Annotated in this window: 10 protein-coding genes and 1 pseudogene; 4 read left to right on the top strand and 7 right to left on the bottom strand. The window is 61.2% G+C overall.

Annotated features, from left to right (window positions below):
- Window positions 1-95: 95 nt before the first annotated feature.
- From WDB91_RS08165 to secG, 3 genes are all read right to left on the bottom strand, one after another.
- Window positions 96-746 carry a LysE family transporter gene (locus tag WDB91_RS08165; protein WP_339112081.1) on the bottom strand — a complete coding sequence of 217 codons (651 nt, stop codon included), beginning with the start codon at window positions 744-746 and terminating at the stop codon, window positions 96-98.
- A gap of 206 nt (window positions 747-952) precedes the next feature.
- Complete coding sequence (locus WDB91_RS08160) at window positions 953-2,596, bottom strand: CTP synthase (protein ID WP_339112080.1); 1,644 nt, start codon at window positions 2,594-2,596, stop codon at window positions 953-955.
- 211 nt (window positions 2,597-2,807) lie between these two features.
- Window positions 2,808-3,197 carry a preprotein translocase subunit SecG gene (gene secG / locus WDB91_RS08155; protein WP_339112079.1) on the bottom strand — a complete coding sequence of 130 codons (390 nt, stop codon included), beginning with the start codon at window positions 3,195-3,197 and terminating at the stop codon, window positions 2,808-2,810.
- Window positions 3,198-3,439: 242 nt separating this feature from the next.
- Between secG and WDB91_RS08150 the strand changes: the two genes are divergently transcribed.
- Together WDB91_RS08150 and WDB91_RS08145 are read left to right on the top strand one after the other, a co-directional pair.
- Window positions 3,440-4,732 (top strand): adenylosuccinate synthase, encoded by a 1,293-nt coding sequence (locus WDB91_RS08150; protein ID WP_339112078.1) that lies wholly within the window; start codon window positions 3,440-3,442, stop codon window positions 4,730-4,732.
- A gap of 5 nt (window positions 4,733-4,737) precedes the next feature.
- Window positions 4,738-4,980 (top strand): DUF2842 domain-containing protein, encoded by a 243-nt coding sequence (locus WDB91_RS08145; RefSeq protein WP_339112077.1) that lies wholly within the window; start codon window positions 4,738-4,740, stop codon window positions 4,978-4,980.
- Between the two features lie 60 nt (window positions 4,981-5,040).
- Here WDB91_RS08145 and WDB91_RS08140 read toward each other — a convergent pair whose 3' ends face one another.
- The gene (locus WDB91_RS08140; RefSeq protein ID WP_339112076.1) at window positions 5,041-7,494 is read right to left on the bottom strand and encodes a hypothetical protein; all 2,454 of its coding nucleotides are present in this window, start codon (window positions 7,492-7,494) and stop codon (window positions 5,041-5,043) included.
- A gap of 134 nt (window positions 7,495-7,628) precedes the next feature.
- Between WDB91_RS08140 and WDB91_RS08135 the strand changes: the two genes are divergently transcribed.
- A complete protein-coding gene (locus tag WDB91_RS08135; protein WP_339112075.1) occupies window positions 7,629-8,291 on the top strand; it encodes a thiamine diphosphokinase in 663 nt (220 codons plus the stop codon).
- On the opposite strand, the gene phaR is transcribed toward WDB91_RS08135, so the two are convergent.
- The 3 genes from phaR to phaC all read right to left on the bottom strand — a co-directional run bounded on the left by phaR (window position 8,292) and on the right by phaC (window position 11,400).
- On the bottom strand, window positions 8,292-8,840 hold the full coding sequence (phaR, locus tag WDB91_RS08130) for a polyhydroxyalkanoate synthesis repressor PhaR (protein WP_339112074.1): 549 nt from the start codon (window positions 8,838-8,840) through the stop codon (window positions 8,292-8,294). It abuts the gene before it with no gap.
- A 142-nt stretch (window positions 8,841-8,982) separates the two neighbouring features.
- Complete coding sequence (locus tag WDB91_RS08125; RefSeq protein WP_339112073.1) at window positions 8,983-9,438, bottom strand: Phasin; 456 nt, start codon at window positions 9,436-9,438, stop codon at window positions 8,983-8,985.
- Between the two features lie 171 nt (window positions 9,439-9,609).
- Complete coding sequence (phaC, locus tag WDB91_RS08120; protein WP_339112072.1) at window positions 9,610-11,400, bottom strand: class I poly(R)-hydroxyalkanoic acid synthase; 1,791 nt, start codon at window positions 11,398-11,400, stop codon at window positions 9,610-9,612.
- A gap of 127 nt (window positions 11,401-11,527) precedes the next feature.
- On the opposite strand from phaC, the pseudogene phaZ reads away from it, so the two are divergent.
- Window positions 11,528-12,754 (top strand): annotated as a pseudogene (phaZ, locus tag WDB91_RS08115) (polyhydroxyalkanoate depolymerase); the annotation flags it as partial.
- Window positions 12,755-12,985: the final 231 nt, after the last annotated feature.

Here is a 12,985-nt window from a genome sequence, read left to right as displayed (position 1 = left end):
AGGGGCGCACCGCGCCCCTTTTCGATTTGTGGCGGGGCTCGATGCCCCGATGCAAATCGGCCCCCGCCCTAGCCGCAAACGAGCGCCGCAGCGGCCTAGCGCATCTCCTCGACGATCAGGCGCAGCCCGAGAAGCGCCAGCACGGTTCCCGCCGCCCTGTCGAACCAGCGCTTGCTCCGCAGATAGGTCTGCTGCGGCCCCGGCGCCGAAAAGACAAGCGCGACCAGCCCATACCATCCCGCCTCAACAACAAACACCGCGACCGGAAGCGCGAAAATGAGCATCCGTTCAGGGTTCTCCGGCAACATCGCCGCAAAGATACTGGCATAGACGATAGCAGTCTTGGGATTGGCCATTTGCGTCACAAAGCCCAGACCGAAACTCCCAAAATCCTGTCTCTTTGCTTTAGCGGCTCCCGGCATCTGCAAGCTATCCGTCCCCGCCATAACCATAACGCTTCGCGAATGCCTCCAGATTTTCAGGCCAAGGAAGACCAGATAGGTTCCGCCACAGACCTTCAGTCCCCAGTAAAGCCATTCAACCTGCTGCAGAAGTGCGATCAACCCGACCAGAGCGAGAACGGAAAACACGGCCCCTCCCGCCCCCATACCGATCGCAGCGGCCATACCGCTTCGTCGGGAATTCGCGAGGGACAGGCGGGAAATCAGGACAAAACTCGGCCCCGGGCTCATTGCGCCCAGAAGGACCGCACCAAGAATAGCCAGAAAAACCGTAATGGTCGTCATGTCAGCCTCCGGTTCGGGTGTCAGATAGCATGCCCGATCAATCATATGCCCGATCCGGGCACCCGACCAGAAATCCGCCCAGAAATCCGTTACGCTAGATCATGGTTTCGCCTGATGCACCCGAAAGACGCGGAAGAAATATGCAAATGGCCGCACAGAAGCGTTTGTAGACCGCCAAATGAAAAGGGGCCCGAGGGCCCCTTTTCTTATACCAACCGGCTTTGCTCTTTCGCGGCTTTCACAAAGCCCGAGAAGAGCGGGTGCGGCGCGAAGGGTTTCGACTTCAGCTCGGGGTGGAACTGCACACCGATGAACCACGGGTGGTCCTTATGCTCGACGATCTCGGGCAGGCGGTTGTCGGGCGACATGCCCGAGAATACCAGACCGCATTCCTCAAGCTTCTCGCGGTAGCGGCCATCGACCTCATAGCGGTGACGGTGGCGCTCTTCGATTTCGGTGGTGCCATAGACAGCGGCTACATTCGAATCGGCTTTCAGCACGGCAGAATAGGCACCCAGACGCATCGTGCCGCCCTTGTCATCGCTGACCTTGCGCTCGACGCGGTGGTTGCCCTGGATCCATTCCTTGAGGTGATAGACCACCGGCTCGAACCGGCGCTTGCCCGCCTCGTGATCGAACTCTTCCGAGCCCGCATCCTCGATCCCCGCAAGGTTACGCGCGGCCTCGATCACCGCCATCTGCATACCAAGGCAGATCCCCAGATAGGGGATCTTCTTCTCGCGGGCGAATTGCGCCGCACGGATCTTGCCCTCGGTGCCACGCTCGCCAAAGCCACCCGGCACGAGGATCGCGTTATACTCGCCAAGGAAGGTCGCGGGATCTTCCTTCTCGAACTGCTCGGCATCGATCCACTCGGCCTTGACCTTCACGCGATTGGCCATGCCGCCATGGGTCAGCGCCTCGGCGATGGACTTGTAGGCATCTTCGAGCTGGACATATTTACCGACGATGGCCACCTTGACCTCGCCTTCGGCATTATCCATCCGGTCCATCACGTCTTCCCAACGCGACAGATCGGGCTTGGGCGCGGGCGAGATGCCGAACGCGTCCAGAACCGCCTGATCCAGACCCACGCGGTGATAGGCCAGGGGTGCCTCGTAGATCGTCTTCAGGTCATAGGCCGGAATGACCGCATCGGGGCGGACATTACAGAACAGCGCGATCTTCGCGCGCTCTTTCTCGGGGATTGGCTGCTCGGAGCGGCAGACGAGCACATCCGGCTGCAGCCCGATGGAGCGCAGCTCCTTGACCGAGTGCTGGGTAGGCTTGGTTTTCAGCTCGCCCGATGCTGCCAGATAGGGCAGCAGGGTCAGGTGCATGAAGATACACTGCCCGCGCGGACGTTCCTGCGCGAACTGACGGATCGCTTCGAAGAAGGGCAGCCCCTCGATATCGCCGACCGTGCCGCCGATCTCGCAGAGCATGAAATCGACCTCGTCATCGCCGACGGCGAGGAAATCCTTGATACCGTTGGTCACATGCGGGACGACCTGAATGGTCTTGCCCAGATATTCACCACGGCGTTCCTTCTCGAGCACGTCCGAATAGATACGGCCCGAAGAGACCGAATCCGTCTTGCGCGCCGGAACACCGGTGAAACGCTCGTAGTGACCGAGGTCCAGATCGGTTTCCGCACCATCATCGGTGACAAAAACCTCGCCATGTTCGAACGGGCTCATCGTGCCCGGATCGACATTCAGATAGGGGTCGAGTTTGCGCAGTCGCACCGAAAAGCCGCGAGCTTGCAGCAAAGCCCCCAGCGCCGCCGATGCCAGCCCCTTCCCCAGAGAAGACACCACACCGCCGGTGATGAAGACATAACGTGCCATGAAAGCCCCCGTGAGTTTGCTTGGGTCTGCCGGTCCAGCATCGGACCTGACAAAAATTATAAACATTCCCGAGGCCAATGGCTTCGGGATCACGGGATTTGATGCTTACATGATTCGCGGTCAGCCCGCAATCGGACCGCAAGCAGTTGACTAATTTATCCGTAGATACGCAAGAACTAGTGCGCCCGAGGGGGCGCACTGAAGGTCACGTTTACTGGGCCGCAGGCGGCGTTACCGGCGAGTCCGTGGCCGGCGGCGGGGTCAGATCCACATCGGGGATCGCGCTGCCGGTCGTGTTGGTGTCATCCGCGGCCGGTGCGGTCGTATTGCCCACACCGATCCGGTCAAGAACCGAGGATTCGCCCGCCTCGTTTGCGGCCAGAACGGTCAGCGCCACCGAGGTAATGAGGAAGCCCGCTGCCAGAACCCAGGTCGCCTTCGACAGCGCGTTGGCCGCCTGACGACCGGTCATCACACCACCGCCCGCGCCACCACCGGAGCTGCCCATGCCCAGACCACCGCCCTCGGAGCGCTGCAACAGAACGACGCCGATCATCAACAGCGCGAGGATCAGGTGAACGGTAAGGATGATGTTCTGCATATGGAGAGGGACCTTCTTGCAAAGCTTGCGCCTACTTATTCATATGCCGCCCTTCGTGCAACCCCTTATCCCGCGCATCTTCACGCCGCGAAACAGGGTGCAGATACCCTATATATAGGGGCCTGTGGGAGCGCGGGCGATTTTTCATCGTATTCCCGCCGGTTTTGCCAAGAAATCGGTTCCCCCCGAGGCATCGCTTCTGTATACCGCCCAAGGTTTTTCGAAGCGCCAAGGAGAGTCTCATGGCCAATGTCGTCGTCGTCGGTGCCCAGTGGGGTGACGAGGGGAAAGGCAAGATTGTAGATTGGCTGTCGGAACGGGCCGACGTCATCGCACGTTTTCAGGGCGGGCATAATGCCGGCCACACGCTTGTCATCGACGGCAAGGTTTACAAGCTGAACGCGCTGCCTTCGGGCGTCGTGCGCGGCGGTAAGCTGTCGATCATCGGCAATGGTGTCGTGCTTGATCCGTGGCATCTTCTGGGCGAGATCGAGAAGATCCGCGAACAGGGTGTGGATATCTCGCCCGAGACCCTGATGATCGCCGAGAACACGCCGCTCATCCTGCCGTTCCATGGCGAGCTGGACCGTGCCCGCGAGGCGCAAACATCGGTTGCCAAGATCGGCACCACCGGTCGCGGCATCGGTCCCGCCTATGAGGACAAGGTTGGCCGTCGCGTGATCCGCGTGGCGGATCTCGCAGATCCCGCAACGCTGGAACTGCGCGTGGACCGTGCCCTCGTGCACCATAACGCGCTGCGCGCCGGTCTGGGCCTCGAGGCCATCGACAAGGATGCGCTGATCGCGAAGCTCAATGAGGTCGCCCCCGAGATCCTGAAATATGCAGCCCCCGTCTGGAAGGTGCTGGCCGAGAAGCGCAAGGCCGGCAAGCGTATCCTCTTCGAGGGCGCACAGGGTTCGCTCTTGGATATCGATTTCGGCACCTATCCCTTCGTCACCTCGTCCAACGTGATCGCAGGTCAGGCGGCAACCGGCGTCGGCATCGGTCCGGGCTCGATCGATTTCGTGCTGGGCATCGTGAAAGCCTATACCACCCGCGTCGGCGAAGGCCCCTTCCCGACCGAGCTGAAAGACGATGATGGCGAGCGTCTCGGGACCCGCGGTCACGAGTTCGGCGTCGTCACCGGCCGCAAGCGCCGCTGTGGCTGGTTCGATGCGACCCTCGTGCGCCAGACCTGCTCGGTCTCTGGCGTGAACGGTATCGCACTGACCAAGCTCGACGTGCTCGACGGGTTCGAGACGATCAAGATCTGCACGGGCTACGAGCTTGATGGCGAGCGTCTGGACTATCTGCCGACCGCCTCCGACAAGCAGGCGCGCTGCACGCCCATCTATGAAGAGATCGAAGGCTGGAGCGAGTCGACCGAAGGTGCGCGCAGCTGGGCCGAGCTTCCTGCTGCGGCGATCAAATATGTCCGCCGCATCGAAGAGCTGATCGACTGCCCGGTGGCACTCCTGTCGACTTCGCCCGAGCGCGACGACACGATCCTCGTCACCGACCCCTTCGCGGATTGATGGCAATGGCAGGGCGTGGCCTCAGCTGGAAGACGCGGCGCAGGCTGGCGATTCTGGTGCTGGTTCTCGGCCTGCCGGTCTATATCGTGGTTGCGGTGACCTTGGCCAACTGGCTCGAAGCCCGCGTCGGGCGCCTGCCCCTCCCGGCCGAACTCGCGCTCTATATCGCGCTCGGTGTGGCATGGATCTGGCCTTGCAGGCCGGTCTTCATGGGGGTTGGCCGGAGCGATCCCGACCAAAGCAAGTAAAAACAGCCGCCAGAGATCTGGCGGCTGTTTTCATTTCGGCTAGAGACATTTGCGCTCCGCTCAGGCACTTTTCTCTTCGAAGAAGCGCGATTGCTCGGACACCACATATTGCCCGCGATTGATCTTGTTGATCTTGCCCTGACGCAGCAGCTTGCCAAAGCTGCGCATCCGGTCCTCGCGCGAATAGCCCGCCCCCTCTTCCAGCGCCGTCACCTTGCGCATGATCTGCGGCGCGGTGAAATGCGGCTGCTGTTCGATCTGCGCGGTATAGGCGGCGGCGGCCTCCAGAAGATCGGCCAGCCCACGCGTGCCCGCCTGCTCGGCGAATTCGGCAAAGCTGGTCGCGGCCGCGGTATGCATCTCCTCGATCTCCTCGGCGGCCTCGTCGATCTGCTGCGCAATCTCCGAGGTGGTGACCCTGCGCGGACGCACGGCCTCCTCGATGATCGCCGCCGAAATGTCCTCATCCACCCGTTGCTCGGACACCAGCACCAACGGCGCGTCGCGGCTTGCATCCTCTTTGGGTTGCGCGGGGCTGGTCAGTTCGGGACGGCTGTCCCGCTCTTCCCCCGCCACCGGACGGCGCGGACGCACGGCACGATCCAGATCTTCGCGATAGGCCTTGGTCTCGTCGGGCTCGGCTTTCTCGCCTTTCAGACGGCGCTCGGCCACGGTCGCGGCAACCGCAGCCTTCAGATGCGCAATAGCCGAGAGCCGGCGGCGATTATCCCGTCCTGCCAGCTGGTTATCCGCCTCTTTCATCAGACGCGAGACATCGGCTTCGCTGGTGGCCTTCTTCGCGGTCTCTGGCGGTGTGACCTCCGCTTGCGCGGGCTCCGCAGCGGACGCGGCGTCTTTTGCAGGTGCATCGGTCCGCACGGGCTCTTCGGTGCGGCGACGGCGCAGGATGTCGGTCAGGCTCGGACCCCGGCGCGGCGCGACCGGCGCGGCGGGGTCCGCCGCAGACGGCTCCATCGTCCCGACTTCGGGTGCCGGCTCCGCCTTGGGCGATTCGACCGCCTCCTCTGCATCGGGTTCGGCCGCCTCACGAGCAGGCTCCTCGGCGATGGGCTCTTGCGTCTCGGGCTCTTCCGCCGCCAGAAGATCGGCGATCGCCGCATCACTCTCATCGGCGCCTCTCTCGGGGGCGATCTCTACTTGCGCCTCCGCTTGCCCAACAGACGCGGGCTCGTCGATATCCAGCTCCGCCAGCGCCTTCAGCAGATCCTCTTCATCCTCGGGCGACAGGTCAGCGCCGGGCAGATCGTTGGTCGGCACAACAGGACGCTCTGCCACCGGAGCCTCAACCGCTGGCTGGACACGCCGGACCTTGATAACACGGGCCCGCAGTGCCGGACGCACCGGACGCGGGGCCGCCTCGGACGCTTCCTCGGGGCTCTCGGCTTGCGCGATCTCGGAGGAGTGCTCCGCATCTTCCGCGGTCTCCTCCAGCGCCGCCAGCTCGGCAGAAAGCGCCTCGTTCTCGGCCGCCTGCTCCGCCTCTTGCTTGGCCTTACGCTCAGCCTCTTCCTCGGCGGCAAGCTCTGCCTGACGCGCGGCTTCCTCGGCTGCGGCCTTGGCTTCCGCTTCAGCGCGTTCAGCCTCCTTCTTGGCCTTGCGCTCGGCTTCTTCCTTAGCTGCAAGCTCTGCCTGACGCGCAGGGTCCTCTGCGGCGGCTTTGGCCTCTGCCTCGGCGCGCTCCGCCTCTTCCTTGGCCTTACGCTCGGCTTCTTCCTCGGCGGCACGCTCTGCCTGACGCGCAGCGTCCTCAGCGGCGGCTTTGGCCTCTGCCTCGGCGCGCTCCGCCTCTTCCTTGGCCTTACGCTCAGCTTCTTCCTTAGCTGCAAGCTCTGCCTGACGCGCAGCGTCCTCTGCGGCGGCTTTGGCCTCTGCCTCGGCCGCGAGCACGTCAGGCGAGACCTCGTCGCTTTCAGCCATAGCCTTCAGCTCGTCATCCGAGACAGGACCGGAAATATCCAGCGCCTCGCCAAACCCGCCATTCCCGCCGAAATTCTGGGCTTCGGGTGCACCGGACAGATCCTCCAGGAATTCCGGCGTCGGCGCGGGCTTGGTCGCTTCGGCTTTGGAGCGCGCCACAACCTCGCGGATGCGCGCCAGTTTGGCCGCGACACTGTCATCCGTCGGCGCAGGGGGCGCAGACTGCGGACGCGCATCCTTGGCAGGCTCGGAGACCGGCTCCGCGACAGAAGCCGCGACAGGGGCCGCGATCTTGGAGGTCAGATCGAGCTTGGGCGTCTCATCTGAGGCGCGCAGGATCACGCCGTTTTTCTGGATTTTTGCTTCCACACGGCGCTGGATTTCGCGCTCGGCAATCCGGTGCAGCATCTCCGCATCAGGCTGGGGAGGTTCGGCGCCGAAATAGCGGTCCTCGGCCGCGAGATCGCGGAAATATTCCGCAATCGCCTGCATCGTCTGGAACGGTTCGTCGAAGCCCTCCAGCGTGCAGGAGAACGTTCCGTAAGATACCGTCAGAATCTTATTTGCACCGACCATTATGCTCGCCTCTTTGGACTTCCGTTCGGCTAACCATGTTTCGAAATTGGTGCCATTCAGTGAACGAATAATGGCAATTACAAGGAATTTTACCTATTCAGGGCCCAATCGGGACCATCACACAGGGCTATTTGATGACAGAAACACCGGTATTATCAAGAAAAACCGGTATTACGCTCATGGGTGGCGGCGAAATCGACACTCAAGACGTTTACCAAGCTCTGGAATTCGCGCCACATTTGGTGGCCGCGGATGGTGGCGCAAATAAGGCGATGGCGCTGGATCTGATGCCCGAAGCGGTAATCGGCGATCTCGACAGCCTGTCCGCGCAGGCCCGCAACAGAATCGCTCCCGACCGCATCCACCATGTCGCCGAACAAGATAGCGTCGATTTCGAGAAAGCGCTGCGGTTGACCTGTGCGCCCTTCTATCTGGGGCTTGGCTTCACCGGCCGGCGGGTCGATCACACGCTTGCGGCTCTTTCGGTTCTGGTCCGGTTTCCCGAACGGCCCATCCTGCTGCTCGATGCGAGCGACATCATTTTCAGCGCCCCGCCCGAGATGCGGCTTGATCTGCCCGTTGGTATGCGGCTCTCGCTCTATCCTCTGGGGCCCTGCGACGGCTCTTCGACCGGATTGCAATACCCTCTCGATGGGGTGCGGCTCGATCCAGTGGGGATGATCGGCACTTCGAATAAGGTAACAGGGCCCGTCACCTTAAAGATGACGGGCCCCTGTCTGGTGATCCTGCCCAAGGCCGCGCTGCGCATCGTGCTGCACGGATTGGGGCTGCGATGATCAGAGCTTGGAGAGCTTCGATTGCAGCTCTGCAAGCTGTTTCTTGATCTTCTCCAGCTCCTCGCGATCCTCGGAGGCGGCAGGCGCCTCGCGCTCGGGACCCGATGACGCTTTGGGCCAACCGCCCATCATCGTCTGCAAGAAGGCTTGCTGCTGTTTCTGGAGCGCGTCGAACCCGGGCACGGAGGCAATCGGCATCCGGCCCATATTCTCCATCATCTGGGACTGGCCCTGACGCAGCATATCGAAACTTGCGGCCAGAAACTGCGGCACAACGCTCTGCGCCGAAGTGGCATAGGAGCGCACAAGATCGGTCAGCACATCCACCGGCAGAACATTCTCGCCACGGCTTTCATGCTCGGCGATGATCTGCAGCAGATATTGGCGGGTCAGATCGTCGCCCGATTTCAGATCCACGATCTGCACTTCGCGGCCATCGCGAATGAAGCGGGCGATATCTTCAAGCGTCACATAATCGCTCGTCTCGGTATTGTAGAGACGCCGACTTGCGTAGCGTTTGATTAAAAGAGGCTTTTCCGCATCGGCCATGATGATCCTCCCCAGGATATCGAGTGAGTGGCCATCATGAGGCGCAAATGTCACGAAATCAATAAGAAAGGGGCGAGCCGAAGCCCGCCCCAGATCCGTTCCCTGACTGGGAGGATGCTGTCAGAGATCCGGGAGGAAGAGATTACTTCGTCGCGGCTGCGGTGGTTTTCTTCGCGGCAGCTGCGGTCGAGGAGGTTGCCGACTTCATGGCGGCGGTCGCATCCTCCGAGAAATCCTTGCCTGCGGCCAGCATCAGCTCGACGGTTTCCATCTGAACTTTCTTTGCAACTTCTGCGAAAGCCGAGATATTTTCCGAAGCGATCTCGGCCGAAGCGGAAGCGAAATCGCTCATCGCTTTTGCGTAATCAGCCGGCTCGGATTTGGTGGCCGTCATGTCGCCCATCTTGGCAAGCGTCTCTTTGGTCCATTTGGCAGAGATCTCGGTCGATTTCTCTGCGGCATCCAGAGCCACTTTGGACATTTTCTCGGAGAAGGCCGCCTGCGCTTTGAAGCCCTCTTGGAACTTCGACATGTCCATCGGCATCGAGGACATCATATCTTGCATGATCTTGGTGAAGTCTTGGGTAGTTGCGGCCATCGTAGATGCTCCATTCTTGATAGAAGGGCCAGTGGTTCGGTCTGCGCGGCCCTATTCGCTACAATCAACGATATATGCTGCACTGCAGCAAATCAAGTGTTTTGTGCCGCGTTGCAGAAATTTTACACAGCGTAAAGCACAAACGGATCCGGCCCCTCGGGGCCGGATCACTCATAGCACGATGGTTTCGCGCACATAGCTGCCGGGCGCCTCGCCCAGAATCTGATGCCCGCCCTCGCCCGGAATGCGTGCGGCAACCTCACGACCCGATTGCGCGGCCAGCCATTCGGCCCATCGCGGCCACCATGTGCCCTCGTGGAACTCTGCCGCCGCCAGCCACTCATCGGCATCCTCGATCGGCGCGGACGAGGTATAATGGCCGTATTTCTGCTTGCTGGGCGGATTCACGATCCCCGCGATATGGCCCGATTGCGCCATGATGAACTCTTTATCCTTCGAGCCCATTTGCGAAATTCCTTTGAAGGACGCCTTCCACGGCGCGATGTGATCGGTCTCGCAGGCAATCGCCATCAGCGGCACCGTCACATCCGACAGTTTCAGCTCCTCGCCCATCAGGGTGAAGCAGTCCTCGGCAAAGAGGTTCTGCTGGCACAGGCCGCGCAGATATTCCATCGCCATCTTGCCCGGAAGATTGGTGGCGTCCCCGTTCCAGTAAAGCAGATCGAAGGCAGGCGGCGCCTCGCCCATCATGTAGCTGCGGATCGCGGGACGCCAGATCAGGTCGTTCGAGCGCAGGAAGGAGAAGGTGCGCGACATGAAGTAGCTCGAAAGCACCCCGTCCACGCGGCATTGCACCTCCAGCCCGTCCACGAAATCATCCTGCAGGAAGGACACGAACTCGCCCTGATCCGAGAAATCGGTGAGCGTGGTGAAGAAGGTCGCACAATTGATGGAATGGTCGCGCCGCTTTTTCATCAGCGCCAGTGTCAGGCTGAGCGTGGTGCCCGCGATGCAATAACCGATGGCATTGATCTTGGCCACGCCGGTCTCGGATTTCACCTGTTCGATGGCATCCAGATAGCTCTCGATATAGGTTTCGAAGCCCACATCGGCATAGCTCGCATCGGGGTTTTTCCAGCTGACCACAAAAACCGTGAAGCCCTGCTCGACTGCAAACCGGATAAAGCTGTTCTGCTCCTTCATATCGAGGATGTAGAACTTGTTGATCCAAGGCGGGAAGATCAGCAGCGGCGTGCGATAGACCTTTTCGGTTTTGGGCGTGTACTGGATCAGCTCGAACATCCGGCAGCGATAGACCACTTTGCCCTCGGTCGTGGCCAGATTGCGCCCGACCTCGAAGGCCGTGCGGTCGGCCAGTGTCACCAGAAGATCGCCCTGATTCTGTTCGACATCGCGCACGAGGTTTTCGAGCCCCTGCACGAGGCTCTCGCCCTCGGTCTCGATCGCGCGTTCGAGCGCATCGGGATTGGTGGCGAAGAAATTCGTGGGCGCCATCATGTCCACCAGTTGCTTGGTGAAATATTTCAGTCGCTTACGGTCCTTTTCGGCCAGTCCGGGGAGCGCATCCGTAGCCTCGTCTATGGCGCGCGAGGCGATCATATATTGCTGTTTGACGAAGTTGAAATAGGGATGGGTGGCCCAGAGCGGGTTGGAGAAACGCTTGTCCTCGGGGCCGGTATCCTCGGGCGGGCGGAACCCCTGAGTCGCCAGCGCATGGGTCGCCTGAATATAGTGGCTCATTGCATCGCCCCAGTATTTCACTTGGGCTTCAAGGATTTGCGCCGGTTTATCGGATAGCTCCTTCATGACGGCGGCAGTGGTCGACATATAAAGATCGACGCCCGGCCCCTCCAGAGAAGGGTTCGGCATACGTCTGCGGCCCAAAGCTTCGACCAGACGTTGCGAAAGCTGTTCTATTCTTGCCAGATTCTCCTGCATTTTCTGCGATGCAGCAGAAACCTGTGTCTCCCCTGTTGTCATGACCTCGCGCTCCTCCTATCTTTTTCTCAACCATAGACTTCTCTTCTCTACGGTAAAGCGGGCATTCAGCAGATTTTCACCTCAAGCGTGTGAAATGTCCGGACTGGTCGGCCAAAGGAGCGACGCGATGAAAGGCATCTATAGCTACGATCTGATGGAGAGCATCAGGAACACCAATGAATGGATCGGCGCCTCTGCGCGCGCGATGGCGTCCTACCCTGTCTTCGGCCTGTCCCCGAACCCCGCTTACCGCATGCTCGAATCATGGGGGGCGGTGACCGAGCGCAGCTTCTCGCGCATGGTGATGAAACCCGATTGGGGCATCCGCGCCATCGCCGCCGCCGACGGGCGGGACCATATGGTCGAAGTCGATACTATCATGGACAAGGCCTTCGGCTCGCTGATCCATTTCAACGTGCAGGGCCGTGACAAGATGCCCCGCCGTATCCTGCTCGTGGCCCCGATGTCGGGCCATTATGCGACGCTGATGCGCTCGACAGTGATCTCGCTTCTCCCCGATGCCGAGGTCTATGTGACCGACTGGAAGAATGCCCGCGACATTCCGGTGAGCGAGGGCAAGTTCGACGTCGAGGACTATACGCTCTATCTCGTCGATTTTATGCGCGAACTAGGCCCCGATATCAACGTCATCGCGGTCTGTCAGCCGGCACCGCTGGCGCTGGCCGCCACCGCCTATCTGGCGGAAGAGGACCCCAAGGCCCAGCCGCGCACGCTGACCCTGATCGGCGGCCCGATCGACCCCGATGCCGCCGCCACCGAAGTGACCGATTTCGGGCGCCGCATCACGATGGGCCAGCTCGAGCAGATGGTGATCCAGCGTGTGGGCTACCGCTACAAGGGTGTGGGCCGCATGGTCTATCCGGGCCTGATGCAGCTGGCCTCTTTCATCTCGATGAATGCCGAGACCCATGCCAAAGCCTTCCTCGACAAGATCATGAACGATGCCAAGGACGGCCCCGCCGAGCGCGACCGCCACAACCGCTTCTATGACGAGTATCTCTCGGTCATGGACATGACCGCCGAGTTCTATCTCTCGACGGTGGAGCGTATCTTCAAGGGTCTGGAGATCGCGCAGAACAATTTCACCATCAAAGGCAAGAAGATCGATATCGGCAAGATCACCACGGTCGCGGTGAAAACCGTCGAAGGTGAGAAGGACGATATCTCCGCCCCCGGCCAGTGTGTGGCAGCCCTCGATCTGTGCACTGGTCTGCCCGACAGCATGAAGCAGCAGCATCTGGAACCCAAAGCGGGCCATTACGGCATCTTTGCCGGTGGGGCATGGCGCAACAATATCCGCCCGCTGGTGCTGGAATTCATTGACGATCACGCCTCCGACGAGGAGCTTTCGCGCGAGGTGAAGGTCAATAGCGGTGTGACACCGATGGGCGCGCGCAAGGCCCGCGCCCGCAAACCGGCGGCAGCCGCCGCAACTGCGGCCGTGACCAAATCGGAAGAGCCGAAAAAGGCCGCGGCCCCTGCCCGCAAGCCGCGCGCAACCAAGCCCAAATCGGCCACCAAAGCCGCATCGGCCCCTGTGGCAACGTCTGCCGCCCCCGCCCCG

Source organism: Thioclava sp. GXIMD2076, from assembly GCF_037949795.1.
GTDB lineage: Bacteria > Pseudomonadota > Alphaproteobacteria > Rhodobacterales > Rhodobacteraceae > Thioclava > Thioclava kandeliae.
Note: the sequence above shows the minus strand (reverse complement) of the source record. Positions and strands in the feature narration are given on the sequence as shown.

Bases quoted from the DNA above. Each gene is read 5' to 3' on its own strand.
- WDB91_RS08165 (WP_339112081.1), bottom strand. From the start codon at position 746: ATGACGACCATTACGGTTTTTCTGGCTATTCTTGGTGCGGTCCTTCTG.
- WDB91_RS08160 (WP_339112080.1), bottom strand. From the start codon at position 2,596: ATGGCACGTTATGTCTTCATCACCGGCGGTGTGGTGTCTTCTCTGGGG.
- secG (WP_339112079.1), bottom strand. From the start codon at position 3,197: ATGCAGAACATCATCCTTACCGTTCACCTGATCCTCGCGCTGTTGATG.
- WDB91_RS08150 (WP_339112078.1), top strand. From the start codon at position 3,440: ATGGCCAATGTCGTCGTCGTCGGTGCCCAGTGGGGTGACGAGGGGAAA.
- WDB91_RS08145 (WP_339112077.1), top strand. From the start codon at position 4,738: ATGGCAGGGCGTGGCCTCAGCTGGAAGACGCGGCGCAGGCTGGCGATT.
- WDB91_RS08140 (WP_339112076.1), bottom strand. From the start codon at position 7,494: ATGGTCGGTGCAAATAAGATTCTGACGGTATCTTACGGAACGTTCTCC.
- WDB91_RS08135 (WP_339112075.1), top strand. From the start codon at position 7,629: ATGACAGAAACACCGGTATTATCAAGAAAAACCGGTATTACGCTCATG.
- phaR (WP_339112074.1), bottom strand. From the start codon at position 8,840: ATGGCCGATGCGGAAAAGCCTCTTTTAATCAAACGCTACGCAAGTCGG.
- WDB91_RS08125 (WP_339112073.1), bottom strand. From the start codon at position 9,438: ATGGCCGCAACTACCCAAGACTTCACCAAGATCATGCAAGATATGATG.
- phaC (WP_339112072.1), bottom strand. From the start codon at position 11,400: ATGACAACAGGGGAGACACAGGTTTCTGCTGCATCGCAGAAAATGCAG.